This window comes from Paracoccus bogoriensis, from assembly GCF_019431455.1.
Lineage (GTDB): Bacteria > Pseudomonadota > Alphaproteobacteria > Rhodobacterales > Rhodobacteraceae > Paracoccus > Paracoccus bogoriensis.
Genome location: NZ_JAHYSR010000027.1, coordinates 15,165 through 40,075 on the forward strand (window position 1 = coordinate 15,165; position 24,911 = coordinate 40,075).

Here is a 24,911-nt window from a genome sequence, read left to right on the forward strand (position 1 = left end):
GCATGCACTATGTCGGCCTTCTCTATCGGGCGCTGAACCCGGTCTATGCGCGCGAGCCGATGTCGGGCGAAGGGGCGCGACGCTACGGTGGGCGGTTCAATCCCAGGGGGATGCCCGCGCTCTACACCTCGCAAAGCGTGATGACCGCGATCCGCGAGGCCAACCAGATCGGCACGCTGCAACCCACTACGCTGGTGGCCTATGAGGCCGAGATCGGGCCAATCTTTGACGCGACGGACCCCGCGGCGCTGGATGCGGAAGGAATCACAGCTGGGCAACTCGCCGCCGACGACTGGCGCCTGAAAATGCTGGCAGAGGGCAAGGCGCCGACCCAGAGGCTGGCCGAAAGGCTGAAGACCGCGGGTTATGCCGGGATGCAGGTACGCTCCTATGCCAAGGGCGCAACCGAGCACGATATGAACCTCGTGCTCTGGGTCTGGGGGGCAGAGTTGCCCACGCGGCTGCGGCTGGTGGATGATGAGGGGCGCCTGGGCTGACGGGGTATCCGGGTGACGACACCCCGAAGGGCCAGTGCCTTCAATGCAGAATGTCCCCCAGCCCCAACCGCTCGAACGCCGCCTTCAGCGCCGGGTCCAACCCCGGGTCAATCCTCGCCGGTCCATAGCCATGATCGCGGTTCCACTGGTCGAGATCGCGCAGCGCCTGCGCGAACTCCTCGTCGCTCTCGCAGACCTGCCGGGTCACGTCGCCCTCGGCATAGTTGAGGATCGTGCGCTCGGCGGGTGACGCCCATGTGCCGAACCACGAAGCATCCTGCGCGGTGTCGACCTGCGCCCAGCCGCGCGCCGGGCTGCAGATGCCGAAATCGTAGCGATACCGATCGCCGGGTTCAAAGCTGCGGGTGATCTTCACGCTGCCGCCTCCGCCCGCGCCTCAAGGGCGATCACGCAGAGGTCGCGATAGCGGGCCATTGCCTTCGGGCTGGACGAGACCGGGTTGATCTCGACGGCGCGCAGGGCGACGATGTCGCCCGCGCCGGCAAGCTCGATCAGCTTCGCGAGCTTGTTGCGGAACCGGGCGTGGGTCGGCGCCGAGAAGTCCGGCGGCTCGGGCAGATGCCCCTTGTGCGCCTCGGCTTCCAGCTTGTCGTAATCGATCCGCTTGCGCTTGACCGCGGCCGGTTTCGGCGCCGTGGGCACGGCTTCAGCGCTGGGCGCCGCCTTAGCCTCGGCCGGGGCCGGCGCTTTCGGCCCAGTGTCGCGCCAGATATAGCCCTTGGGCGTGCGCAGAACCTCGATCCGGTCGTCGGGGATGCCGGCGCGCTGGGCGGCGCGGCGGGCGTTGAACTTCTTGGTGTAGATCTGCATCTCGCTGGTCTCCATGGCGGTTTGGGTGGCGTCGGTGACAAGGGCCGAGCGGCCCTCGGGGGTGAGCGCGTAGATCATGGCGCGCTTGCCATTGGCGATCTGCGCCTCAAGCCGGGCGGCAACCTCACGGGCCTGCGGCAGGGTCGGGGCTTCGGCCTTGGCGTAGCGCCCCTGCCCCTGGAAGAGCGCGATCTCGAAGCGCTGGGCGCGGGCGATGATCCGGGCGGCGGCCTCGTCGGCGGGGTGAAGCTTGGCGGGCATGGGGTGCTCCTTTCTCGCTGGCTGCGGTCTCACTCAGGCTCGACCAGCGGTACGGAGCAACACCCAATCCACTGAAAAGAGGATATTTTTGAACCGATGGGGCTCTCTCGGCGGGCATATGCCGCGCATCGCGGATGCAGCGAAAGCGCAGTGCGCAAGGCGATCGCCACCGGGCGGATCGTCACGGAAGCAGACGGCACGATAGACGCCGCGCGCGCCGATGCGATGTGGGACGCCCGCACCGATCCAGCCCAGCAGCGCGGCGCCCATGCCCGGGCGACGGCCGCCGAGACCGCGGCCACGACCGCCACCGCGAAGGCCGCGCTGAACAAGCCCGTGCCCCGGGCGGCGCTGGACGCGGTGAAGGACACGCTGCGCGAGGCGGGCAGCGAACCCGGCGCGGCCGAGGGCGGCGGCGAGGTGTCATTCGTCCGCGCCCGCATGGCGAACGAGGTGCTGAAGGCCCAGACCGCCCGGGTCCGGCTTCAGAAGATGAAGGGCGAGCTGGTCGATCGCGCCCGTGCCACGGCGATGGTCTTCGATCTGGCGCGGCGCGAGCGCGATGCCTGGCTGAACTGGCCGCCCCGGGTGGCGGCGCTGATGGCCGCGGAACTCGGCGTGGAGGCCCATCAGATGGAAACGGTTCTGGAACGGCATGTGCGCGCGCATCTGGGCGAACTGGCGGAGGTGAAGGTTGAACTCCGCTGAACCCTTCGAGGGTGCGGGCGATATCCGCCGTGCCTGGGCCCGCGGCCTCTCGCCCGATCCCGCGCTCACCGTGTCGGAATGGGCTGACCGGCACCGGGTGCTGTCCTCGCGCGCGGCCTCCGAGGCCGGGCCCTACCGGACGAACCGCACGCCCTACATGCGCGCGATCATGGATGCGCTCTCGCCGGCGAGCCCCGTGCAGCGGGTCGTCTTCATGAAATCCGCCCAGGTCGGCGCGACAGAAGCCGGCAACAACTGGATCGGCTTCTGCATGAACCGCGCGCCGGGGCCGTTCCTGGCCGTGCAGCCCACGGTGGATCTGGCGAAACGCCTTTCACAGCAGCGGATCGAACCCCTGATCGAGGAAAGCCCCGATCTGCGGGAACTGGTGCTGCCCTCGCGCTCGCGGGACGCCGGCAACACGGTGCTGGCGAAGCGGTTTCCCGGCGGGCAGCTGATCCTGACCGGCGCGAACTCGGCCGTGGGCCTGCGCTCGATGCCGGCGCGCTGGCTGTTTCTGGATGAGGTCGACGCCTACCCCGGCGATCTCGACGGCGAGGGCGATCCGATCGCGCTCGCCGAGGCGCGCACCGACAGCTTCGGCCACCGGCGCAAAATCTTCGTGGTCTCCACCCCGACGCTCAAGGGGCTGAGCCGCATCGAGCGGGAGTTCGAGTTGTCCGACCAGCAGCGCTATCACGTCCCCTGCCCGCATTGTGGTGCCCTGCAATGGCTGAAGTTCGAGCGCCTGCGCTGGAAACCCGGCCGGCCCGAGACAGCCGCCTATCTCTGCGAGCATTGCGACGAGCCGATCGCCGAGCGGCACAAGACATGGATGATGGCCGAGGAGAATGGCGCCTGCTGGATGGCGACGGCCGAGCCCGAACGCGCCGAAGAGGCCCGCCGCGGCGGGCTGATCGGCTTCCACATCAACGGGCTCTACTCGCCGCTGGGCTGGCTTAGCTGGGAGGAGATCGCCCGGCGCTGGGAACAGGCACAAGGCAACGACGCCGCCCTGAAAACGATCAAGAACACCGTGCTCGGCGAAACCTGGCAGGAACGCGGCGAGGCGCCCGACTGGCAGCGGCTCTATGACCGCCGCGAGGACTGGAAGCTGGGCGCGGCCCCCGAGGGCGTGCTGATCCTGACCGCCGGCGCCGATGTGCAGCGCGACCGGATCGAAATCGACATCTGGGGCTGGGGGCGGAACCTGGAAAGCTGGCTGGTCGATCACGTTGTTCTGGACGGTGACACCGCCCGCCCGGAGATCTGGGCAGGCCTCACGGACTTCCTGCGCCGCACCTGGCCGCACGCCTCGGGTGTGCCGATGGCACTGGCTCGGCTCGCGATCGACTCGGGCGACGGGGCCACGACCGATGCCGTCTATGCCTGGGCGCGCAGTGCCGGCCCCGGGCAGGTGGTGCCGATCAAGGGCATCGGCGGGTTCGATCGCTCCACGCCCGTGGATGGCCCGACCTTCGTGGAAGCCACCGAGGGCGGGCGCAAGATCAGGCGCGGCGTGCGGCTCTGGAAGGTGTCGGTATCTGTCTTCAAGTCGGAGACCCATCGCTTCCTGCGCCTTTCCGCCCCCACCGAAGAGGAACGGGCCGAGGGGGCCGGTTGGCCGGGCGGGTTCATCCATCTGCCCAAGGGCACCACGGCGGAATGGATCAAGCAGCTGACCGCCGAACAGCTCATGACCGTGCGGACCCGCGCGGGCTACTCAAAACTGGAATGGCAGCAGATGCGCGAGCGCAACGAGGCGCTCGACTGCCGGGTCTATGCCCGCGCCGCGGCCTGGCTGATCGGGCTCGATCGCTGGGACGAGCGGCGCTGGGCGGAACTGGAAGAGCAGATCGCCATCGGCCGCAACGACGCCCCGCCCGCCGGGCAGCCGAACCGGCCAACGACAACCGGGCAGCCGACACGCAACTCCGACTGGCTCGGAAACCGCCGGGGGAAATGGTTCTGATGTCCTTCACTGATGACGAACTTGCGGCGCTGAAGCGCGCCTTCGCCGCCGGCACCCTGCGGGTGAGCTACGAGGGCAAGACGGTCGAATATGGCAATGCTGAAGACCTCCTGCGCCGCATCCGCACGATCGAGGGCGAGATCGCGGCCGGGCGCGGCCGGCCCCTGCCCGTGGCGGGCGTAGCCGGGTTTCGCCGAGGGGATCGCTGATGGCTGATCCGCACGAAGTCACCTTCGGCCCGCTCGATCGTGCACTGGCGCTGGTTGCCCCGCGGGCTGCCGCGAAACGCTATGCCGCCCGGGTGGCGCTGGGCAACCTGCGCCGGGCCTATGATGCCGCGCAGAAGGGCCGCCGCACCGAGGGCTGGCGCACCGCGGGCACCGCGGCCGATGCAGAGATTGCTGCAGCCGGCGGCCTCCTGCGCGACCGCATGCGTGATCTGGTGCGCAACAACCCCCTCGCCGCGCGTGCGGTGTCAGTGCTCGTCAACAACCTCGTGGGCTCGGGCATCCGGCCGCGCGCTGCCAGTGCCGATCCCGCGCTCAACGAGCTGGTCGACAGTCTCTGGGCGCGCTGGTCGGATCATTGCGATGCCGATGGCCACACCGATTTCCACGGGCTGACCGGGCTTGCCGTGCGCGAGATGATCGAGGGCGGTGAGGTCTTCGCCATCCGCCGGCGCCGCCGCATGCGGGACGGCCTGCCGGTGCCGTTACAAATCGAGCTGAAGGAGGCCGATCATCTGGACGGCGCAAAGTTCGGCGATACGCCCGGCGGCGGGCGCATCGCCCAAGGCATCGAGTACGATCGCGACGGCCGGCGTCGGGCCTACTGGATGTTTCCCGACCATCCCGGGGACCAGTCGCCGACCTTCGGCCGGCGCATGGAAGCGGTGCGGATCGATGCGGGCGCAGTCGCCCATCTCTACGAGCGCCAGCGCGTGCAATCCCGCGGCGTGCCCTGGGGGACGCCCGCGATCCGCGCGCTGCGCGATGTCGATGACTGGCAGAACGCCGAACTCGTCCGCAAGAAAACCGAGGCCTGTCTCGTCGGCATCGTCTTCGGGGCCGAGGAGGACCAGCAGGCGATCGCCCCGGTCATTCAGGACGGCGAGGGCAACCGCGTCGAGCAGTTCGAGCCGGGGCTGATCGCCTATGCCCGCGGCGGCAAGGACATCAAGTTCAACCAGCCGGCCAGCACCTCGGGCGTCTACGAATGGCACCGGGTGCAGCTGCACATCATCGCGGCCGGCTTCCGTGTCCCTTACGAGCTGATGACCGGGGATCTGTCTCAGGTGAATTTCTCCTCGATCCGGGCGGGGCTGAACGAGTTCCGCCGCATGATCGACGCGATGCAATGGCAGATCGTGATCCCCGGCTTCTGCGCCCCGGTCTGGCGCTGGTTTCTCGACGCGGCCTTCACCGCCGGGCTGATCCCCACCGCAGACGTGCCAGCGGAATGGGCCCCGCCCAGCTTCGAGAGCGTGAACCCGTTGCAGGACGCCCAGACCGACCTCCTGGAAACCCGCGCGGGCTTTGCCACCCTGCCCCAGCAGATCGCCAAGCGCGGCTATGATCCGAAGAAGGTGCTGGCGGAATACGCCGAGTTCCTCGCGCTGGCCGATAGCCTCGGGCTGGTGCTCGACTCCGACCCGCGCCGGGTCAGCCAGGCGGGGCTGACGCAGCCGCGCCCGGCCACCGAAACACCGCCCGAGGGCGGACAGAGCTGACGGAACCCCATGCCCAAAGACCAAATCGACCTGCCCGTGCTGGCGCGGGCGGCCTCGCTGCGCGCGGAGAGCGCCGATGCGGAGGCCCGCACCATCGAAGTGATCTGGACCACCGGCGCCACCGTGCGCCGGCGCCGGTTCTTTGACGATGATTTCGATGAGGAGCTGATGATCGGCCCGAACAATGTCCGGCTCGACCGGCTGAACGGCGGCGCGCCGTTCCTGAACAGCCATGACAGCCGCCGGCTCGATGCCATCCTCGGTGTCGTGGTCGAGGGCTCGGTTCGGATCGCGAACGGGATAGGCACGGCCCTGATCCGGTTCAGCGATCGGCCCGAGGTGGAGCCGATCTGGCGCGACATTCAGGCCGGGATCATCCGCAATGTCTCGGTCGGCTACCGCGTCCACCGTTTCGAGATCGAAAAGCGCGATGGCGCGCCCGAGCTGTGGCGCGCGGTCGACTGGGAGCCGATGGAGCTTTCCGCCGTGGCGATCGGTGCCGATCCCGGCGCCCGTGTGCGCGGCGATGACACTGACGCCGCCAACCACCCCTGCACCCTGATCCGGTGCGATCCCCCCGCCGCCCCTGCCGCGGCCCAACCCATGAGGACCCCCATGCCGAAAGACACCCCCGCGGGGGCGAGTGCCGATGCAACCGGTGACGCCCAGAGCCAAGCTGCGGAAACCCGCACCGCCCAAACCACTCCGACGCCCGATCCCGCGCCGCAGGCGACCCCGCCGGCACCGGCGCCCTCGGCCGAAGATATCCGGGCGGAAGAGCGCCGGCGCGCGGCCGAGATCATGAGCCTCTGCCAGCGCCACGGGCTCGACGGCGACTTCTCGGCCGATCTTATCGGTCGCGGCGTCGCGCTCGATGCCGCCCGGGCCGCGATCCTCGATGCCCTGGCCGAGGCCGACAGCGCGGGCGCGCGCCGGTCGGAACCGGTCGCCGCCACTGCCCGCGGCGGCATGGAGACCGAGGCCGCCTATCGCGACGCGGTGACGGAGGCGCTGCTGCATCGTCATGCGCCGGGCAGCTATGCCCTGCCCGATCGCGCGCGCGAGTTCCGCGGCATGTCGCTCATTGAACTCGCCAAGGACGCGCTGGAACGCCGCGGCACCCGCACGCGCGGCATGTCGAAGCTGGAAGCGGCCGCAGCGGCGCTCTCGATGCGCTCGGGCGCAGGCTATCACTCCACCAGCGACTTCCCGGCGATCCTGGCCAATGTCGCGAACAAGACCCTGCGCGATGCCTATGCCTCGACCCCGCGCACCTTCACCGCCTGGGCCCGGCGCGCGACCATCGCCGATTTCAAGCCCGTGCAGCGCACCCAGCTTGGCGGCGCGCCGGACCTGCACAAGGTGCTGGAATCGGGCGAGTTCACCTATGGCACGATCGGCGAGGCGAAAGAGGTCTATGCGCTGGCCACCTATGGCCGGATCGTCGGCATCACCCGGCAGACGCTGATCAACGACGATCTCGACGCCTTCACCCGGGTGCCCGCAGCCTTCGGGGCCTCGGCGGCCGATCTGGAATCCGACATCGTCTATGCGATCCTGAAGCAGAACCCGGCGATGGGCGACGGGGTAAACCTGTTCGACGCCGCGCATGGCAATATCGGCACTGCCTCGGCGATCACCGAAGCCGCGCTGGCCGAGGCCTACCGGCTCTTCGGCAAGCACAAGGGGATTGAGGAGCGGCTGGTCTCGATCCTGCCGCGGTTCCTGATCGTGCCGCCCGGCCAGCGCTCGGTCGAGGCCCGCAAGCAGGTCACGGCGACAACGCCCGCGAACACGGCGGATGTGAACACCTTCGCCGGCCGGCTGGAGGTGGTGGAGGAACCGCGACTGATCCCGGACACCGGCGAAGACCCGTGGTTCCTGGCCGCCGATCCTGCGCGGATCGACACGATCGAGTATGCCTATCTCGAAGGTCAACAGGGGGTCTACACCGAGACCCGGATGGGCTTCGAGGTCGACGGCATCGAGATCAAGGCCCGCCACGACTTCGCCTCCAAGGCCATCGACTGGCGCGGCCTCTATCGCAACGAGGGCGCCGCGCCTGCGGGCGGCTGATCCTCCCCATCACCATGCGCATGAGGGCGGCCCCACAGCCGCCCTTTCCTTTTGTCCAGGGAGACCCCCATGAAAAACTTCATCGCAGTGGGCGATCGGCTCACCATCCCGGCGCCTGCCGACATCGCCTCGGGCGAGGGTGTGCTGCTGGAAACGCTCTTCGGCGTGGCCGAGGGCGCTGCCAGCAGCGGCGCGGAGGTCGTGCTCAAGCTCTCGGGCGTGTTCGATCTGCCAAAAGCGCCTAGCCAGGAATGGGCGATCGGCGCGGCGATCTATTGGGACGCGGCCGAGAAGCGCTGCACGACCGTCGCCACCGGCAACCGCCTGATCGGCATTGCCGTGCAGCCGGTGGGCGACAGCGCGCTGGAAACCTTGGGCCGGGTGCGGCTCAATGCCTGCTTTGGCATCCCGGTGGCAACGTGACGGCATTCGCTGCGGCGGTGGACATCATCTTCGCCGATCCCAACCTCGCGCTGCCTGCGGTCTGGCATCCGGGCGGTGCGGGGCCCGGCCAGCCGGTTCAGGTCATCCGCCAGCGCCCCGACCGGATCGCGGGCTTTGGCGAAAGCCGGTTCGTCACCGACACGGTGGTCCTGCAACTGCGCATCTCGGACGCGCCCACCCTCGCCCAGGGCGATCTGATCGAGATTGCCGGGGAGCCGTTCGAGATCCTCGGCGAGCCCCTGCGCGATGGCGAGCGGTTGATCTGGTCGGCGGAAGCGCGGGTGCAGCCATGAGAATCGTCGCGGCCCTTCAAGGCAATCTTGACGCCTTCATGGCCGAGGAGATCGCCGCCGCGGAAACCGCCGTCACTGTAGGCGTCAGGGCGGCCGCTGCCGGGCTCAAGGGATCGTGGCGGGGGCAGATCGTTTCAAGCGGGCTCGGCGATCGTCTGGCCCGGACGATCCGCGAGCGCTATTTCCCGCCCGGGCGCAAATCGCTGAACGCCGCGGCGCTGGTCTACAGCCGCGCGGGCAAGCTGGTGGATGCCTTCGACCGCGGCGTGCTGATCCGCTCCAAGGCCGGGTTCTTCCTCGCGATCCCGACCGAGGCCGCCGGCAAATATGGCGAAGGCCGCAAGCGGATCACGCCGGGCGGCTGGGAACGGCGCACCGGGTTGCGCCTGCGCTTCGTCTATCGCCCGCGCGCGCCGAGCCTCCTCGTGATCGACAACGCCAGGCTCACCGCGCGCGGTCGCGCCGTTGCCAATGTCACCCGCCGCCGGGATGGCAACAGCTACACCCGCCTCGCCGGCCGCCAGACGATCCCGGTCTTCATCCTCGTTCCGCAGGTGCGGCTGCCCAAGCGGCTGGACCTCGATCGCGCCGCGCGGCTTTGGGAAGGCCGACTGCCGGACCTCATTCTTGCCAACTGGCCTCAGCGCTAGGGACAGCTTCGTCCCCTGGGCGCGACTGACCGCTGTTTCTCCGTTGCGCCAGCAGGCGCGCCGCCTCGGCTTCAATGCGCGAGCGGCGCTCGGGATCAAGCTCATCAAGTTTGTCCTTCAGTGTCCGCGCCATCGCAGCCTCCGATCCAAGGCAAGAAGGATAACCCGCCGAACGAATTGCCTCAACTGGATGAGCACAACATCACCACCCCCACCACCGCCGAGGACGCCCTCGCGGCGCTTTTCGCTGCGCTGGGCGCAACCCTGCCCGCTGGCGCGAAACTCCTGCGCAATGTCACCTTGCCCGAGCGCATCCCGCCGAAAGGCGTGGCGATCCTGCGCGACGGCGATCCGGGCGAGCCCGAGGTTCTGATGTCGCCCCTGCGGTTTCTCTACGAGCACCGCGCCGAGGTCGACATTGCCGTGGAGGCATCGAACGCCTTCGACCGGGATCTGGCCTATGACAAACTCAAGCGCGCGATCGGCGAGGCCCTCGCCCTCGATCGGACGCTCGGCGGGTGTTGCGACTATGTGATCGGCGAGGCCCCGGCCGCGTTGGCGCTAGCGATCGACGGCGCCGAGGGGCTGAAGGCCGCGACGATCGGGATCGTCATGACCTACGAGACCGCCGATCCCCTCTTCTGATTTCCGACATCGAAAGGACACGACATGGCACGAGCCCAGGGGGCGCGGGCGCAGATGGCGCTTGCGTTCGAGACGAGTTACGGCACGCCGCCGGCCGCGGGGCGGTTTTGGCGCATGCCGTTTGCGCAATCCAACATCGGCAGCGAGCAGCCGCTCCTGAACTCGGAACTGCTGGGCTACGGCCGCGACCCGATCGCGCCCATCGGCGATGCGATCACCAATGACGGTGACATCACCGTGCCGATCGATGCCCGGTTCTGGGGCGTCTGGCTCAAGGGGGCGTTTGGCGCGCCGGTGACGACCGAGGACACCGGGGTGTTCACGCACGAGTTCCAGTCGGGCGGCTGGACCCTGCCCTCGATGGCGATCGAAATCGGCATGCCCGAGGTGCCGCATTTCGCGATGAATGCGGGCTGCGTCCTCAACCAGATCAGCTGGACCATGCAGCGCTCGGGGCTGATCACCGCGACCGTGGGCCTGATCGGCCAGGGCGAGACGGTCGCGGCGAGTTCCGCTGCCGGCACGCTGAACGGCATGGACCTGACCCGCTTCGGCGCATTCCAGGGCGAGATCACGCGCAACGGCAGCCCGCTCGGCAATGTCGTCTCCGCGCAGATCACCTATTCGAACAATCTCGACCGGATCGAGACCATCCGCGGCGACGGCCGGATCGACGGGGCCGATCCATCGCTCGCCTCACTGGCCGGCACGATCGAGGTGCGCTTTGCTGATCAGACACTGCTGGATCAGGCCGTGAATGGTGCCCCGGCGGAGATCGAATTCACCTACAGCGCCGGGCCGGCGGCGCACTTCACGCTGACGGCGCATGCCGTCTATCTCCCCCGCCCCCGGCTCGCGCTTCAGGGCCCGGGCGGTGTGCAGGCGAGCTTCGCCTGGCAGGCGGCGCGCGATCCCGTGCTGGGGCGCATGGCGACCGCTACGCTGATTAATGATCTCGACAGCTACGACAACCCGAACCCCTGACCCGGAGCCCCCATGATCCGCCTCAACCTTGCCGCCGAGCCCTTCTGGTTCGACACAAACCACGGCGTGAAGCTGAAGCTCGCGCCCCTCACCTCCGCCGTCATGATGGCCGCGCGCAGCGATCCCGCCGTGCTGGCGCTGGGCGAGGACGCGCCGCGCAACCAGCGCGCGCTGGCCGTGTGCAAGGCGATCGCCCGGCTGACCGTGCTGGAATGGGAGGGCGTGACCGGCCCGGACGACGCGCCCGCCGAGCCCAGCCCCGAGAATATCGACGCGCTCCTCGATCTCTGGCCGATCTACGAGAGTTTCGAGCTCGATTACGTTGCCCCCGCCCTCGTGCTGGACGCGGAAAAAAACGTCTGATCGCCCTCGCCGAATGGCATTTCGGCGGGGGCGAGAGCTATTGCGCGGCCTGCGGCACGGGCTGCGCGGAATGCCCCTACACCCTTCACCGGCCCCACAGCGTTGAAGCCTGGCAGGTCTGGGATCTGGCGCTGCGGCTCACGGGCCAGCTGCGCGCGATCCCGGGCGGCGTGCTGGGCTGGGATTTCACGGCGGCGCTGGCGCTGGGCCGGGCGCTGGGCGTGCCGGCGCATATCGCGGCCGAGTTGCTGCCCGCGATCGAACCGGTGGCGATCCGCGCCCTCAACGCTGCCCTTAAGACGGACTGATCCCCATGAGCACCCGCAATATCGGCGTCCGGCTCTCAGTGCGCGACGGCGAGCGCGTGAAGGCCGAACTGAAATCCCTCGGCCAGGAAGGCCAGCGCGCGCTGGAACTGATCGAGAAAGGCGCGCAACCCGCCTCGGCGGGGCTCAAGGTCGTGGACAATGTCGCCGCCGATCTTGGCGGGCGCATGGACGCGCTGGGCGGACAGGCCGGGATTGCGGGCTCGGCCCTGCGCGGTCTTGGCCCCGCCGGCGCTGCGGCCGCCGCGGCGCTGGGCGCGGTCGTGGGCACGCTGACGCTGGGGTTGCGCGAGGCCTCGCAGAACGAGCGCGCCTTCCTGCGGCTCGAACAGGTGCTCACGCGCACCGGCCGCGCCGCGGGCCAGACCGCCGGGCAAATCCGCGCCCTGGCGCAGGAACAGGCAGGGCTCACCTTCTTCTCGGAGCGCGAGCTTCTCGAAGCAGCGGCCTCGCTCGCGACCTTCCCCTCGATCGGGGGCGACGAGTTCCGCGGGGCCTTGCAGGCGGCGCAGGACCTGTCGGCCATCTATGGCGGCTCGCTGCTCGCCAATATCGAGAGCGTGGGCCGGGCGCTGGAAGACCCGATCGCCGGCTTCCAGCGGCTGCGCCAGCAGGGTTTCGCTCTGACCGAACAGCAGCGCGAACTGGTGGAGAGCTTCATCGCGGTAGGCGACACGGCCGCGGCGCAGCGTATCGTGCTCGAAAGCCTCAACGAAGTGATCGCCGGCGCCAGCCAGGCCGAGGCCGGCGGGCTTGCGGGGGCCGCGAAACAGGCGCGCGACGAGATCGCGGCGCTCGCCGAGCAGATGGCGATCGCCACCGGCGCGGGCGATCTTCTGGAAGGCGTGCTGCGCCGCACGGCCTCTGCGGCGCGCGGCTGGCGCAGCATCATCGATGATCTGACCGATGGCGGCGATGTCGGGCGCACGGTGATCCGGCTCACCAGCCAGCTGGCCGAGGCCCAAGATCGGCTGGCCGCGGCCGCAGACCAGAGCGGGCCCATGGCGATCCGCCGCGCCCGCACCGCGCGCGCCGAGATCGCGGAACTGGAGCGCCGAATCGAGGCGGTGATCGGGCGCGGACGCCGGGAATCCGAGGCGATCCGCGAGGCCGAACAGGGGCGGGCCGAGGCGCTCCTCGAACAGCGCACCCAGCAAGGGTTTGACCGGCTTCGGGCATTGCAGAGCGAGCTTGAGGGGCTGGCGACGCCCACAGAACGCCTCGATGCGATCAATGCAAGCCTCTCGGAAACCGTGGCCCAGCTGGAACGGCTGCGCACCGAGGGCAACTCGGCCGCGATCGATGAGGCCATCCGGGCCGCGCGCGAGATCGCCGAGCGGCGGATCGAGGCAATCGAGCGGCCCGCGCGCGAAGCGGCCGAGCGCGAGGCCGGGCGCACCCGCGATCTGATCGACGGGCTGGCCGGCTCTCTCGAACGCTTCGGCAATGAACGCGCGGAATTCGTGGAGCGCTATCTCTCGCGCCTGGGCGAAAGCGCCTCCCCCGAGGAACGCGCCCGGGTGGAAGCGCTGGCGAACAGCCTTTTCGACCTGCAACAAAGCCGCCGCGGCGCGGCCAGTGCCGATCGTGACGCGCAACGCATCGCGGCCGAGGGCGAGGCGGTCACCCGCTCGGTGCGCACGGCGACAGAGGAGTATATCGAGACGCTGGAAACCCTGAACCGGCTCTTGGGCGCGGGCGCCATCACGCAGGAGACCTATGCCCGGGCGGCGGAACGGGCGGCCGAACGGCTCGCCACCCTGCAACGCACCGAGGCCCGGCGGCGGCTGGCGCTCGCAAGCGACCCGCTGTCGGGCGCGATCCGGGCGCTCGAAAGCTATGCCGAGCGCGCTGGCACCATCGCCGACACGATCGAGCAAAGCCTGACCCGCGCCTTCAGCGGGGCCGAGGACGCCGTGCGCCAGTTCGTCTCGACGGGCAAGCTGGAATTCAGCTCGCTGGTCCGCTCGATCCTTGCCGATCTCGCGGTCCTCTCCATCCGCCAGGCGGTGCTGGGACCGCTGGCGCGCGCGCTGGGCGGGGCGCTGGGCTCGGGCGGTGGGCTCTTTGCCGGCCTCGCCAATGTCATCGCCGGGGTCTTCCACGAGGGCGGGCGCGTCGGGGCGGGTGGCGCCACGCGCATGGTGCCGGCCGCGACCTTCGCGGGCGCGCCGCGGTTTCACGGGGGCGGCGGGTTCGGGCTGAAGCCGGACGAACAGGCGGCGATCCTGCAACGCGGCGAGCGGGTTCTGAACCGGCGCGAGACCCGGGAATGGGAGGCCGGCGGTGGCACCACCGTGGTGATCAATGCCCGCGATGCCGAGAGCTTCCGCGCCAGCCAGGCGCAGATCGCGGCCGATATCGCCCGGGCGGTGGGCTTCGGGCGGCGAGGTCTCTGAGCGCTTCAGGAGGCGTGGGCACCGGCTTCCGGGCACGAAGCGCGAACACGAGGACTCTTCATGGCGTTTCACGACATCCGGTTTCCGGACAATATCAGCCGCGGTGCCCGCGGCGGGCCCGAGCGGCGCACGCAGATCGTGGAACTCGCCAATGGGGAGGAGGAGCGCAACAGCCCTTGGGCGAACTCGCGCCGGCGCTATGACGCCGCCTATGGTATCCGCCGCGCCGATGATCTGGCCGCGGTCATCGCCTTCTTCGAGGCCCGCCGCGGCCGGCTTTACGGGTTTCGCTGGAAGGACTGGGCCGATCACAAATCCTGCCTGCCTTCGGCCCAGCCCGGCCCCGTTGACCAGCTGATCGGCCAGGGTGACGGGACCGGCACCGAGTTCCAGCTCGTCAAAGCCTACACCAGCGGCGCGCAATCCTGGGCGCGGATCATCACCAAGCCGGTGGCCGCCACCGTGACGATCGCGCTGGGCGGTGTCGCGCAGCCTTCCGGCTGGTCGGTCGATCTGCTCACCGGGATCGTGACCTTCGCCGCCCCGCCCGCCCCCGGCGTCAGCGTCACCGCCGGCTTCGAATTCGACGTTCCGGTGCGCTTCGACACCGACGAACTGCCCGTCACCCTCGATATCGAGCGCCTCGGATCAATCACCTCGATCCCGCTTGTGGAGATCCGCGCATGAAGACGCTGGCCCCCGGCCTTCAGGCCCATCTCGATACTGGCGCGACCACGCTGGCATGGTGCTGGAAGATCACCCGCGCCGATGGCGTGGTGCTCGGGTTCACCGATCACGACCGCCCGCTTGCCTTCGCGGGGACCAGTTTCGAGCCCGAGAGCGGCTTCACGGCCTCCGAGATCAGGGCCGGCGCCGAGCTTTCGGTCGACGCGCAGGATGCCGAAGGGGCGCTGACCTCCGAGCGGATCACCGAGGCCGACATTCTGGACGGGCGCTGGGACAATGCCGTGGTCGAGGTCTGGCGGGTGAACTGGGAGGCACCGGCACAGCGCGTGCTCATGCGGCGCGGCAATATCGGCCGCATCCGGCGCGGCAAGGTGGCCTTCGTCGCCGAGGTCCGCTCGCTCTCGCACTATCTCAACCAGCCGGTAGGCCGGACCTACCAGTATTATTGCGACGCGGCGCTGGGCGACGCGCGCTGCGGGATCGATCTCGATGGCGCGGCGTATTCCGCGAGCGGCATTGTCGCCGAGACGCTGGGCGATCGGGGCTTTACGGTTACAGGCGCGCTCGCCAGCTTCGCGCCTGGCTGGTTCGATCTCGGCACGCTCCACTGGACGAGCGGCGCCAATGCGGGCAGGCGCGCGGAAGTGGCGAGCCACAGCGCCGGGGAACCCGCCCGGATAACGCTGATCGAGCCGCCGGTGCATCCGATGGCGCCGGGCGACGGCTTCTCGATCCGTGCCGGCTGCGACAAGCGCTTCGCCACCTGCCGCGACCGCTTCGCCAATGCCATGAACTTCCGCGGCTTCCCCTCCATGCCTGGCGACGATCTGGTCGTCCGCTATCCGAACCGCGGTGATGCGAACAGCGGCCGGCCGCTCGTGCGCGTGGACGGGGGCAACACATGACGCCTGCCGATCCGGCCCGCGTCATCGCCGCCGCCCTGGACTGGCTCGGCACGCCCTACCAGCATCAGGCCAGCACCCGTGGCGCCGGCTGCGATTGCCTCGGGCTCGCCCGGGGCGTCTGGCGCGCACTTCAAGGGGCCGAGCCTCTGCCGATCCCGCCCTATACCCGTGACTGGGGCGAGGCGGGCGGCCGCGAGGTTCTGGCCGAAGCCGCCCGGCGCTTCCTGATCGAGGTGCCGCTGGCCGAGGTCGGCCCCGGCGCGCTGATCCTCTTCCGCATGGCGCCGCACGCGCCAGCCAAGCATTGCGGCATCCTGACCGGCCGCGGCCGCTTCCTCCACGCCTACGAGGGCACGGGCGTGGTCCTGCATCCCTATACCCCCTCTTGGGCGCGCCGCGCCCGCTTCGCCTTCCTGTTTCCGGGCTGATCTCCCATGGCATCCATCATCCTCACCGCCGCCGGCAGTGCGATCGGCGGCAGCTTTGCGGGCTTTCTCGGGTTTTCCGGGGCGGCGATCGGCGGCGCGATCGGCTCCATCATCGGCACCGCGATCGACGCGCGGCTGATCGCGGCGCTGGGCCCCACCCAGCGGATCGATGGCCCGCGGCTCGAAGACGTGCGCGTGACCAGCGCGACCGAGGGCGCGGTGATCCCGCGGGTCTATGGGCGGATGCGCGTGGGCGGCAACATCATCTGGGCCACGGATTTCCGCGAGGAGAGCAAGACCACCCGCCAGGGCGGCGGCGGCAAGGGCGGCGGCGGCGGCGTCCGCGTCACGGAATACAGCTATTTCGCCTCCTTCGCCGTGGCGCTCTGCGAAGGCCCGATCGGCGGGATCGGCCGCATCTGGGCGGATGGCAAACCCTTTGATGTGCCGGGCGCCGTGATCCGGCTCCATCGCGGCACCGAGTACCAGCTGCCCGACCCGCATATCGAGGCCCTCGATGGCGCAGGCAATGCACCGGCCTATCGTGGCACCGCCTATGTCGTGTTCGAGGATCTGCCCCTTGAGCGTTTCGGCAACCGCCTGCCGCAGCTTTCCTTCGAGGTCTTCTGCCCCAGCGACGATCCCGCCTCGGCCGAGCAACTGGTGCAGGCCGTGAACATCATCCCCTCGGCAGGCGAATTCATCTATGCGACCGAGCCGATCACCCGGGCGGCGCGCGCGGGCGAGAGCATCCCTGAGAACGTGAACTCCACGCTGGGGGTCCCGGATTTTGTCGCGGCGATCGACCAGCTGAAGGCCTGCGCGCCGAACTGCCGCTCGGTCTCGCTCGTGGTCTCATGGTTCGGCCTCGATCTGCGCGCCGGCATCTGCCAGATCAGGCCGGGCGTGGAGGTGGCGGCGAAGACCACGACGCCGCGAAGCTGGTCGGTGAACGGGGTTTCGCGATCCGCTGCGCATCTGGTCTCCCGCGATGCCAAGGGCGATCCGATCTATGGCGGCACGCCGGCGGATTTCGCGGTGGTGCAGGCCATTCAGGAGCTGAAGGCCCGCGGCTTCCGCGTCACCTTCTATCCCTTCCTGCTCATGGACATCCCCGAGGGCAACGACCTGCCCAACCCCTATTCCGACAACGCCGCCGAGATCGGCCAGCCGGTCCTGCCCTGGCGCGGCCGGATCACCTGCTCCCCCGCCCCGGGCTTCGTCGGCACGGTCGACAAGACCGCCACGGCCGGGGCGCAGGTGGCGAGTTTCTTCGGCAACGCACAGCCGTCGAACTTCGCGGTATCGGGAACGAGCGTCGCGTGGACCGGTCCGGCGGGCGACTGGGGCCTGCGCCGGATGATCCTGCATTACGCCCATCTCTGTGCAGCCGCAGGCGGCGTCGACGCCTTCCTGATCGGCACCGAGATGCGCGGGCTCACCCAAATCCGCTCGGGCGCGGCCACCTACCCGGCCGTGCAGGCCTTCCGCGATCTGGCCGGTGCCTGTCGCACCATCCTCGGCGCGGGCACGAAGATCAGCTACGCTGCCGACTGGTCGGAATATTTCGGCCACCAGCCGGGCGATGGCAGCGGGGACGTGTTCTTCCATCTCGATCCGCTCTGGGCGGATGGGCAGATCGATTTCATCGGCATCGACAACTATATGCCGCTCTCCGACTGGCGCGATGGGGATCACCGCGACGCGCAAGCGGGCTGGGGGTCAATCTACGACCTCGACTATCTGCGCGCCAATATCGAGGGCGGCGAGGGGTTCGACTGGTTCTATGCCACGGACGCCGATCGCGCCGCGCAGGTGCGCACGCCGATCACGGATGGCGCGGTCGGCAAGCCGTGGGTCTTCCGCTACAAGGATCTGCGCAGCTGGTGGTCCGAGCCGCATTTCGACCGCCCGGGCGGTGTGGAAAGCGCCACCCCTACGGCCTGGGTGCCGCGCTCGAAGCCGATCCGATTCACCGAGGCCGGCGCGCCCGCCGTCGATCGCGGCACGAACCAGCCGAACGTCTTCTTCGACCCGAAATCCTCGGAGAGCTTCCTGCCCTGGTTCTCGCGCGGGTTCCGCGACGACCTGATCCAGCGCCGCTATATCGAGGCGCTCTGTTCCTACTGGGCCGATCCCGCCCGCAACCCGGTCTCGCCGCTCTATGGCGGGCCGATGATCGAGGTGGACGAGATCAGCATCTGGACATGGGATGCGCGCCCTTTCCCGGCCTTCCCTGCCCGCGATGATGTCTGGACCGATGCCGCGAACTGGCGGCAGGGGCATTGGCTGGGCGGCCGCCTGGGCGGGATCGGGCTCGCGGAGCTTGTCCGCGCGCTCTGCCGCCGCGGCAGGCTGCCCGAGGGGCTGATCGATACCGACCGGCTGGCCGCCGCGGTGCCGGGCTATCTGGTTTCGGGCATCGAAAGCGCCCGGGGATCGATCGAACCGCTCACCCGCTTCTTCGGCTTTGACGGGATGGAAAGCGAGGGCGCGCTGCGCTTCATCCCCCGAGGGGGCAAGCCTGCCGCCGTGATCAATCCCGCGCGGCTAGTGGCCGCCCGTCGGCGAGAAGCCGAGGACATTACGCTGACCCGCGGCCAGGAAACCGAACTGCCGCTGGCGCTGAAATGGCGGGTGGTCACGGCCGATGCGGACTATGGCGGCCTGACCGTGGAGGCCCGGCGCATCACCGTCGACACCGCCCGGATCGGCGCTGAGAGCTTCCCAATCGCCATGTCCCAGGGCCAGGCCGATCGGCACGCGCGCCGGGCGCTCTTCGAGGACTGGATCGGGCGCGAGGAGGCAAGCTTTGCCCTGCCGCCCTCCCTGCTGGCGCTCGATCCCGCCGATGTCGTCACGCTCCTGCATGATGGCCGCGCGCAGGATTATGCCTTGGCGCGGCTCTCGGACGGCGAGTTCCGCCGGATCGAGGCCCGCCGCACCGACCCGGCCATCTACGATCTGCCGCCCGGGCCAGACCGCACACCCTCCGCCGCGATCCCCACCGTGCCCGGCCCGCCGCAGGTGCTGCTGATGAACCTGCCGCAATTGGCCGAGGCGATCCCGGCGGCCCGGCCCTATGCCGCGATCTATGCGCGCCCCTGGTATGGGCAGGCCGCGATCTGGCGCAGCGCCACCGAGAACGGGTTCGAACTGCTGGACGTGGCGACGCGCCCCGCGCGGATCGGCACGCTGGCCTTCGATTTCTTCGGCGGACCCGCGCACCGGTTCGATCGCGGCAACGAGCTCTGGATCGACCTACCGACCGGGGCGCTCGCCAGTGTTTCGGATCAGGCGCTCTTCGCCGGCGAGAATGCCGTGGCGTTGGAAAGCGCGCCGGGGATCTGGGAGATCGTGCAATTCGCCAGCGCGGAACTCGTCGCGCCCGGGCGCTATCGCTGCACCCAGCTCCTGCGCGGGCAACTCGGCACGGAGGATGCGATCGGCAACCCCGCCCCCGCCGGCGCGCCGGTCGTGGTGCTGGACGCCGCCCTGCAACCGCTCTCGATCAACGAGGCCGATATCGGCCTGCCCTGGAACTGGCGCGTCGGCCCGGCCACCGCCTCGGCCGGCGATCCGGTGAACACGGCGCTCACCTTCACGCCCGAAGGCGCCGGGCTGCGGCCCTACAGCCCCGTGCATCTGCGCGGGCAGCGCCAGGGCGATGGCGCGATCCTGATCACATGGATCAGGCGCACGCGCGCGGCCGCGGGCGACAGCTGGGTGCTGGCCGAGGTGCCGCTCGGCGAAGAGCGCGAGGAATACGAGATCGAGATCCTCGATGGGGGCGGCGCGGTCCTGCGCACGATCACCGGGCTGACCACGCCGGCCGTCACCTACTCGGCCGCGATGATGGCGGCTGATTTCGGCGGGCCCATCACCAGCCTGCGCGCGCGGGTGTTCCAGATCGGCGCGCTGGGCCGGGGCGCGGCGCTGGATGCCGTGATCCAGACATGACGACAGAACGAGGGACAGAATGAGCAGCAACTCCACCAACCTTCAGCTGCCCTATCTCGCCGCCAACCAGGCGCAGAAGCATGTCACCGTGAACGAGGCGCTGCGGCTCCTCGACGCCGCCGTGCAGCTGACCGTGCAGAGCGCGAGCCTCGCCGATCCGCCGGGATCGCCAGGCGACGGGCAGGCGTGGATCGTCGCCAGCCCCGCGACCGGCGCCTGGGACGGCTGGGAGGGCGAGATTGCCTATTGGGTGGACGGCGCCTGGCAACGCCTCACCCCGCGCCCGGGCTGGCGGGCGTTCAACATCGCGGATGGGCATCTCTGGCTGCGCGAGGCCTCCGCCTGGCGCGCGGTGCAGCTTCTGCCCACCGAGCAGGCCGCGATCCAGAACGCCGCCCGGATCGGGATCGGCATGGACGCCACCAGCGGGCAGCCCTTCTCGGCCAAGCTCAACGCTGCCCTCTGGACCGCGCTCTACGCCGGCGATGGTGGCACCGGCAGCCTGACGACCACGCTGAACAAGGAGGGCGCAGGCGATGATCTCGGCCTCGTGCTGCAATCGGGCTTTGTCACGAAGGCGCTGATCGGGCTCTTCGGCAGCGATCGGCTGCGCTTTGCCGTCTCGGCCAATGGCGCGGACTTCTTCGACGGCTTCATCCTCGACCCAGGCACCGGCATTCCCGACCTGCCGAACCTGCCGCGCTTCAAGGGCTACACCAATTACGACAACTACGTGGGCGTGGGCAGCTGGACGACGATCGGGATCAACAACACCGATTACAATGATCAGGGGGCCTTCGATGCAGGGACCAACCGGTTCGTCGCGCCCGTGGCCGGCACCTATCTCTTCGGTGCCTCGCTGCTCTACAAGGTCAATGCCAGCACCAACGCCCGGATGCGCGGCCGGCTCCTGCTGAACGGCACGACCGAGATCCGCGGCAGCTTCGGGGAAATCTCGGGCGCGCACCAGTCCGAGGCCACCGCGCTCTGGCTTCAGACGCTCACGCCCTTGGCTGAAGGCGATACCGTCGAGCTTCAGGCATACTTCCGCGCAGCGGATGGGTATTTCGCGGCCAATGGCACGACCTTCTGGGGGACGAAGATCGGATGACCCCGCGCCGCCATGATGACAACCTGCGCATGTCGGAGGCCGAGTTCGAGGAGCTGCTGGCCCGGGCTGCCAAGGAAGGCGCGAAGCGCGCGCTGGCCGATGCCGGGCTCGATGGCAAGGAGGCCGCGCTCGACATCCGCGATCTGCGATCCCTGCTGGCCTCGATCCGCTTCATGCGCCGCACTGCCGTGCAGACCGCGGTGCATCTCTTCACCACCGGCATCATCATCACGCTCCTCGCCGGTATCGCCGTGAAGCTGAGAATCTTCGGCGACGGCGGCTGACGCCGCGCCTTACCCATTCACGATCCACCCCACCGGGCCCCGCACAGGCGGGGCCTTTTGCATTTGGAGGCTTCCCATGACCACGACCTATTACCGCCACTGGCGCGACGTGCCCGACCGCCTTTGGCGCTGGCCGAACTTCTCGCCGGCCGAGATCGCCTGCCGCGGCACCGGATCGCTCCGCGTCCACGACGAGGCCCTCGACAAGCTTCAGGCGTTGCGCGACCGCCTCGGCAAGCCGCTGATCGTGCGCTCGGCCTATCGCAGCCCCGAGCACAACCGCCGGGTCGGTGGCGCGCCCGCTTCCAAGCACATGGAAGGCACCGCGTTCGACATCGCCATGGCGAACCACGACCCTGAGGCCTTTGCAGCGGCCGCCCGCGCGGTGGGGTTCCAGGGCTTCGGCACCTATCCCCGCTCGGGCTTCATGCATATCGATCTCGGCCCTGCTCGCCGCTGGGGCGGGCCGTTTCCGCCACGCCCTGTCCCGTTCGCCGAGGAAGCGCCACCCGCACGAGAGGCGCTTGCCGGCAGCCGCACGATGAAAGGCAGCGGAACAGCCGGTGCCGCGACGATCGGGGCCGCGAGCATCGAGATCGCCGAGGACATCCTGATCGAGACGCAGGGCGCGCTCGCCCCGCTGGTGCCCTATCTCGACACCATGCGCTGGGCCTTCATTGCCCTGGCGCTCGCCGGGATCGGGCTCACGATCTACGCCCGTCTCGATGACTGGAAGCGGGGCCGGCGATGATCGCGCTCTTCTTCCGTCTTGTCACCGGATCGCGCTGGGCCCGCCAGGCCGCCCTCTGGGCGGCCACCGCCGGCGCCATCCTCCTTTTCCTCACCAACCTGCGCGGCGCCGGTGAACGAACCGGCCGCCTCGCCGAACGCGTGGAAACCATGGAGCGGACTAATGCCATTCAACGCCGTATGCTCGAAGCTGCCGTCGATCGCCCTCGGGATCGCGCTGACCTTGCTCAGCGCCTGCGCGACGGGCGGTTCTGATACCGGCGGGCTTGCCGTGTGCCCGCCAGTGGCGGAATATGATCAGGCGTTCAGGGAGAGGGCAGTGGCAGAGTTGGAGCTTCTGCCGAATGGATCGGCGGTCGAGGGGATGCTGGTAGACTATGCGGTTCTGCGGGCCCATTCGATGGGGTGCAACCGGCTCAGGACCCCGTAAAAGCGTCGTCACAACCGCACCTTGCGTTGATTATCAAGCACTCAACGGCTACGAAGGAGCTGGGCGTTGCCAAGCATGCAGCGCATCCGCTTGTTCTTTTCGGGGGTGCACATGGCGCGGGTCGAGTTCGATAGCACGAAGAAACCGTTGGACGATCTTCTCAAGCGGGCGCGCGACGGACATATCCAGCTGCCGGACTTCCAACGGGGATGGGTCTGGGACGATGAGGGCTTGCGCAGCTTGCTTGCATCGATTTCGCGGTCATTTCCCGTCGGTGCAATAATGACGCTACAAACCGGAGGAGATGTCCGGTTCAAACCAAGGACGATCGAGGGCGCCCCCGAGGTGTCAAAACAGGTTTCCCCGGAAGCGCTCCTCCTTGACGGGCAACAGCGGATCACCTCCCTCTATCAGACCACGATGCGCCAGGCGGTGGTCGATACAATCAACGCCAAAAAACAGAAGATCAGGCGCTTCTACTATATCGACATGGCGAAAGCGCTGGACGATAGCGCTGATCGCTTCGACGCCATTGTGGGGCTGCCGGAAAGCAAGATCGAGACCCGCAACTTCGGCAAAGAGATCGTGCGCGATCTGTCGTCGCAAGAGGCTGAGTACGAGCAGTGCATGTTTCCGACCAATCGGATTTTCGATTGGAATGACTGGCAGACCAACTTCGTCGCCCACTGGGGCTATGACGGCGAGAAGACGCAGTTCTGGTTTCGGTTCCTCAACGAGGTGCTCGCCGCCTTCCACCAGTACCAGATGCCCGTGATCGAACTGGGCCGCCGCACCAGCCGGGAAGCCGTCTGTCTCGTGTTCGAGAAGGTGAATACCGGCGGCAAGAAACTCGACGCCTTCGAACTCCTGACTGCGATCTACGCTGGAGAGGAAGAAGGGTTTCATCTACGCGACGAGTGGGCGCTGATCACCAAGCGCCTCAAGGACTCGATTGCGCTCAAGGATCATCCTCTGACGCGCCTGCAGGCCACGGATTTCTTCCAGGCCTTGGCATTGCTCTACACACGCGATCGCCGCCTCGCTCACCTTGCAGAGGGGCGCTCGGGCGAAGCGCCGGCCATCAGCTGCACGCGCGACACGGTGCTGAGTGTCCCGCTCTGGGCCTACAAGAAGTATTCGGCCAAGCTTGAGGAAGGCCTCAAGAAGGCCGGGAAATTCCTGTTCAGCCAGAACATCTACTGGTTCAAGGACGTGCCCTATCAGTCGCAACTCGTCCCTCTCGCCGCGATCCTCACGGAGCTCGGCGATCAATGGGAGCATGATGCAGTTCGACGAAAGCTCGCGCAGTGGTACTGGTGTGGCGTTTTCGGAGAGCTTTACGGCGGGGCGATCGAGACACGTTTCGCCAAGGATTTGGCAGAGGTCCTCGCCTGGATCAGCGGCGGGGCGGAACCGACCACCGTCAAGGATGCGGGCTTCCGTGCCGAGCGCCTGGATACGATGACCTCACGCCTTTCCGCCGCCTACAAGGGCGTCCATGCGCTGCTGATGAATGAGGGAGCACGCGACTTCCGATCGGGCCAACCGTTCAATCACACGACCTACTTCGATGAAGCGGTCGACATTCATCATGTATTCCCGAGAGCATGGTGCCGAAAGGCGGGCATCCCGCGTGAGCGTTTCGACACCATCATCAACAAGACGCCGCTCAGCTCGCAGACAAACCGCATCATTGGGGGCGACGCTCCTTCGCACTACCTTGCGAAGCTTCCGCAACAGGGGGGCGTTTCCGACGACGAGATCAATCGGCACCTTGAGTCGCATTTGATCGATCCAGCCTTGCTCCGTGCCGATGATTTCGACGCCTTCGTCGCGCGCCGACGTGAGGCCCTGCTTGCATTGATCGAAAAGGCCATCGGAAAGCCGATCTATCGGGGGTCTGGATCTGACGAACCGGTCGAGGAAGTTCTGCTGGACGACGAGGACAGCGAGCTGCAAGCCGCCGAATAACAATCGAACGAAGCGAGCATGCTGCGCGAACGGAGACCGAACGACTTTGTTGACCTATTGTTATCCCGGATTTTGGAACGCAAAATGCCCCGTGGGGAGCGGGGCTTAAGCGTTTGGAAACGCGTATAAATCTGGTTGCGGGGGTAGGATTTGAACCTACGACCTTCAGGTTATGAGCCTGACGAGCTACCGGGCTGCTCTACCCCG

The 24,911-nt window shown here is 68.5% G+C and carries 25 protein-coding genes; 23 read left to right on the forward strand and 2 right to left on the reverse strand.

Features of this window, described 5'->3' with window-relative positions:
• Window positions 1-2: 2 nt before the first annotated feature.
• Window positions 3-497 (forward strand): RES family NAD+ phosphorylase, encoded by a 495-nt coding sequence (locus KY389_RS12615; protein WP_219831352.1) that lies wholly within the window; start codon window positions 3-5, stop codon window positions 495-497.
• A gap of 40 nt (window positions 498-537) precedes the next feature.
• On the opposite strand, the gene KY389_RS12620 is transcribed toward KY389_RS12615, so the two are convergent.
• Together KY389_RS12620 and KY389_RS12625 are read right to left on the reverse strand one after the other, a co-directional pair.
• Window positions 538-873, reverse strand: a complete 336-nt coding sequence (locus tag KY389_RS12620; protein ID WP_219831353.1) for a hypothetical protein — start codon at window positions 871-873, stop codon at window positions 538-540.
• Window positions 870-1,589, reverse strand: coding sequence for a hypothetical protein (locus KY389_RS12625; protein WP_219831354.1), 720 nt, complete (start codon window positions 1,587-1,589; stop codon window positions 870-872). Before KY389_RS12625 ends, KY389_RS12620 begins: the two co-directional genes overlap by 4 nt.
• Window positions 1,590-1,739: 150 nt before the next feature.
• Here KY389_RS12625 and KY389_RS12630 point away from each other — a divergent pair, with 150 nt between their 5' ends.
• The 22 genes from KY389_RS12630 (at window position 1,740) to KY389_RS12735 (ending at window position 24,704) form a co-directional block, all read left to right on the forward strand.
• Window positions 1,740-2,297 (forward strand): elements of external origin, encoded by a 558-nt coding sequence (locus KY389_RS12630; protein WP_343222957.1) that lies wholly within the window; start codon window positions 1,740-1,742, stop codon window positions 2,295-2,297.
• Window positions 2,284-4,269, forward strand: coding sequence for a phage terminase large subunit family protein (locus KY389_RS12635; protein ID WP_219831356.1), 1,986 nt, complete (start codon window positions 2,284-2,286; stop codon window positions 4,267-4,269). Before KY389_RS12630 ends, KY389_RS12635 begins: the two co-directional genes overlap by 14 nt.
• Entirely contained in the window at window positions 4,260-4,478 is a 219-nt protein-coding gene (locus tag KY389_RS12640) for a phage head-tail joining protein (protein WP_343222958.1), read from the forward strand. Before KY389_RS12635 ends, KY389_RS12640 begins: the two co-directional genes overlap by 10 nt.
• Window positions 4,478-5,998: a phage portal protein gene (locus KY389_RS12645; protein ID WP_219831357.1), complete on the forward strand. Its 1,521-nt coding sequence runs from the start codon at window positions 4,478-4,480 to the stop codon at window positions 5,996-5,998. The genes KY389_RS12640 and KY389_RS12645 overlap by 1 nt, the downstream gene beginning before the upstream one ends.
• Window positions 5,999-6,007: 9 nt before the next feature.
• The gene (locus KY389_RS12650) at window positions 6,008-8,074 is read left to right on the forward strand and encodes a prohead protease/major capsid protein fusion protein (RefSeq protein ID WP_219831358.1); all 2,067 of its coding nucleotides are present in this window, start codon (window positions 6,008-6,010) and stop codon (window positions 8,072-8,074) included.
• A gap of 69 nt (window positions 8,075-8,143) precedes the next feature.
• Window positions 8,144-8,497 carry a DUF2190 family protein gene (locus KY389_RS12655; RefSeq protein ID WP_219831359.1) on the forward strand — a complete coding sequence of 118 codons (354 nt, stop codon included), beginning with the start codon at window positions 8,144-8,146 and terminating at the stop codon, window positions 8,495-8,497.
• Window positions 8,494-8,811 (forward strand): head-tail joining protein, encoded by a 318-nt coding sequence (locus tag KY389_RS12660; protein ID WP_219831360.1) that lies wholly within the window; start codon window positions 8,494-8,496, stop codon window positions 8,809-8,811. Before KY389_RS12655 ends, KY389_RS12660 begins: the two co-directional genes overlap by 4 nt.
• Window positions 8,808-9,461 (forward strand): DUF6441 family protein, encoded by a 654-nt coding sequence (locus KY389_RS12665; RefSeq protein ID WP_219831361.1) that lies wholly within the window; start codon window positions 8,808-8,810, stop codon window positions 9,459-9,461. The genes KY389_RS12660 and KY389_RS12665 overlap by 4 nt, the downstream gene beginning before the upstream one ends.
• Window positions 9,462-9,662: 201 nt before the next feature.
• Window positions 9,663-10,106, forward strand: a complete 444-nt coding sequence (locus KY389_RS12670; protein ID WP_219831373.1) for an acyl-CoA transferase — start codon at window positions 9,663-9,665, stop codon at window positions 10,104-10,106.
• Between the two features lie 24 nt (window positions 10,107-10,130).
• On the forward strand, window positions 10,131-11,090 hold the full coding sequence (locus KY389_RS12675; protein WP_219831362.1) for a phage tail tube protein: 960 nt from the start codon (window positions 10,131-10,133) through the stop codon (window positions 11,088-11,090).
• Window positions 11,091-11,102: 12 nt separating this feature from the next.
• Window positions 11,103-11,453 (forward strand): hypothetical protein, encoded by a 351-nt coding sequence (locus tag KY389_RS12680; RefSeq protein ID WP_219831363.1) that lies wholly within the window; start codon window positions 11,103-11,105, stop codon window positions 11,451-11,453.
• 170 nt (window positions 11,454-11,623) lie between these two features.
• Window positions 11,624-11,761 (forward strand): DUF7697 family protein, encoded by a 138-nt coding sequence (locus KY389_RS12685; RefSeq protein ID WP_246588115.1) that lies wholly within the window; start codon window positions 11,624-11,626, stop codon window positions 11,759-11,761.
• Window positions 11,762-11,766: 5 nt separating this feature from the next.
• Window positions 11,767-14,178 carry a phage tail tape measure C-terminal domain-containing protein gene (locus KY389_RS12690; RefSeq protein WP_219831364.1) on the forward strand — a complete coding sequence of 804 codons (2,412 nt, stop codon included), beginning with the start codon at window positions 11,767-11,769 and terminating at the stop codon, window positions 14,176-14,178.
• Between the two features lie 60 nt (window positions 14,179-14,238).
• Window positions 14,239-14,865: a DUF2460 domain-containing protein gene (locus tag KY389_RS12695; RefSeq protein WP_219831365.1), complete on the forward strand. Its 627-nt coding sequence runs from the start codon at window positions 14,239-14,241 to the stop codon at window positions 14,863-14,865.
• The gene (locus tag KY389_RS12700; protein ID WP_219831366.1) at window positions 14,862-15,770 is read left to right on the forward strand and encodes a DUF2163 domain-containing protein; all 909 of its coding nucleotides are present in this window, start codon (window positions 14,862-14,864) and stop codon (window positions 15,768-15,770) included. The genes KY389_RS12695 and KY389_RS12700 overlap by 4 nt, the downstream gene beginning before the upstream one ends.
• Complete coding sequence (locus KY389_RS12705; protein ID WP_219831367.1) at window positions 15,767-16,198, forward strand: NlpC/P60 family protein; 432 nt, start codon at window positions 15,767-15,769, stop codon at window positions 16,196-16,198. The genes KY389_RS12700 and KY389_RS12705 overlap by 4 nt, the downstream gene beginning before the upstream one ends.
• 6 nt (window positions 16,199-16,204) lie before the next feature.
• Window positions 16,205-20,158 (forward strand): baseplate multidomain protein megatron, encoded by a 3,954-nt coding sequence (locus KY389_RS12710; RefSeq protein ID WP_219831368.1) that lies wholly within the window; start codon window positions 16,205-16,207, stop codon window positions 20,156-20,158.
• 19 nt (window positions 20,159-20,177) lie between these two features.
• The gene (locus tag KY389_RS12715) at window positions 20,178-21,269 is read left to right on the forward strand and encodes a DUF2793 domain-containing protein (RefSeq protein WP_219831369.1); all 1,092 of its coding nucleotides are present in this window, start codon (window positions 20,178-20,180) and stop codon (window positions 21,267-21,269) included.
• Window positions 21,266-21,553, forward strand: coding sequence for a DUF6127 family protein (locus KY389_RS12720; protein ID WP_246588111.1), 288 nt, complete (start codon window positions 21,266-21,268; stop codon window positions 21,551-21,553). Before KY389_RS12715 ends, KY389_RS12720 begins: the two co-directional genes overlap by 4 nt.
• 76 nt (window positions 21,554-21,629) lie before the next feature.
• A complete protein-coding gene (locus KY389_RS12725; protein ID WP_219831370.1) occupies window positions 21,630-22,304 on the forward strand; it encodes a YcbK family protein in 675 nt (224 codons plus the stop codon).
• Window positions 22,301-22,558: a hypothetical protein gene (locus tag KY389_RS12730; RefSeq protein WP_219831371.1), complete on the forward strand. Its 258-nt coding sequence runs from the start codon at window positions 22,301-22,303 to the stop codon at window positions 22,556-22,558. The genes KY389_RS12725 and KY389_RS12730 overlap by 4 nt, the downstream gene beginning before the upstream one ends.
• 250 nt (window positions 22,559-22,808) lie before the next feature.
• The gene (locus KY389_RS12735; RefSeq protein ID WP_246588114.1) at window positions 22,809-24,704 is read left to right on the forward strand and encodes a GmrSD restriction endonuclease domain-containing protein; all 1,896 of its coding nucleotides are present in this window, start codon (window positions 22,809-22,811) and stop codon (window positions 24,702-24,704) included.
• The last annotated feature ends 207 nt before the right edge of the window (window positions 24,705-24,911 follow it).

What these genes read in the sequence shown, in the direction of transcription:
- KY389_RS12690 (WP_219831364.1), top strand. Translation starts at nt 11,767, where the DNA reads ATGAGCACCCGCAATATCGGCGTCCGGCTCTCAGTGCGCGACGGCGAG.
- KY389_RS12645 (WP_219831357.1), top strand. Translation starts at nt 4,478, where the DNA reads ATGGCTGATCCGCACGAAGTCACCTTCGGCCCGCTCGATCGTGCACTG.
- KY389_RS12705 (WP_219831367.1), top strand. Translation starts at nt 15,767, where the DNA reads ATGACGCCTGCCGATCCGGCCCGCGTCATCGCCGCCGCCCTGGACTGG.
- KY389_RS12710 (WP_219831368.1), top strand. Translation starts at nt 16,205, where the DNA reads ATGGCATCCATCATCCTCACCGCCGCCGGCAGTGCGATCGGCGGCAGC.
- KY389_RS12665 (WP_219831361.1), top strand. Translation starts at nt 8,808, where the DNA reads ATGAGAATCGTCGCGGCCCTTCAAGGCAATCTTGACGCCTTCATGGCC.
- KY389_RS12735 (WP_246588114.1), top strand. Translation starts at nt 22,809, where the DNA reads ATGCAGCGCATCCGCTTGTTCTTTTCGGGGGTGCACATGGCGCGGGTC.
- KY389_RS12725 (WP_219831370.1), top strand. Translation starts at nt 21,630, where the DNA reads ATGACCACGACCTATTACCGCCACTGGCGCGACGTGCCCGACCGCCTT.
- KY389_RS12655 (WP_219831359.1), top strand. Translation starts at nt 8,144, where the DNA reads ATGAAAAACTTCATCGCAGTGGGCGATCGGCTCACCATCCCGGCGCCT.
- KY389_RS12650 (WP_219831358.1), top strand. Translation starts at nt 6,008, where the DNA reads ATGCCCAAAGACCAAATCGACCTGCCCGTGCTGGCGCGGGCGGCCTCG.
- KY389_RS12715 (WP_219831369.1), top strand. Translation starts at nt 20,178, where the DNA reads ATGAGCAGCAACTCCACCAACCTTCAGCTGCCCTATCTCGCCGCCAAC.
- KY389_RS12680 (WP_219831363.1), top strand. Translation starts at nt 11,103, where the DNA reads ATGATCCGCCTCAACCTTGCCGCCGAGCCCTTCTGGTTCGACACAAAC.
- KY389_RS12640 (WP_343222958.1), top strand. Translation starts at nt 4,260, where the DNA reads ATGGTTCTGATGTCCTTCACTGATGACGAACTTGCGGCGCTGAAGCGC.
- KY389_RS12700 (WP_219831366.1), top strand. Translation starts at nt 14,862, where the DNA reads ATGAAGACGCTGGCCCCCGGCCTTCAGGCCCATCTCGATACTGGCGCG.
- KY389_RS12730 (WP_219831371.1), top strand. Translation starts at nt 22,301, where the DNA reads ATGATCGCGCTCTTCTTCCGTCTTGTCACCGGATCGCGCTGGGCCCGC.
- KY389_RS12720 (WP_246588111.1), top strand. Translation starts at nt 21,266, where the DNA reads ATGACCCCGCGCCGCCATGATGACAACCTGCGCATGTCGGAGGCCGAG.
- KY389_RS12615 (WP_219831352.1), top strand. Translation starts at nt 3, where the DNA reads ATGCACTATGTCGGCCTTCTCTATCGGGCGCTGAACCCGGTCTATGCG.
- KY389_RS12695 (WP_219831365.1), top strand. Translation starts at nt 14,239, where the DNA reads ATGGCGTTTCACGACATCCGGTTTCCGGACAATATCAGCCGCGGTGCC.
- KY389_RS12675 (WP_219831362.1), top strand. Translation starts at nt 10,131, where the DNA reads ATGGCACGAGCCCAGGGGGCGCGGGCGCAGATGGCGCTTGCGTTCGAG.
- KY389_RS12625 (WP_219831354.1), bottom strand. Translation starts at nt 1,589, where the DNA reads ATGCCCGCCAAGCTTCACCCCGCCGACGAGGCCGCCGCCCGGATCATC.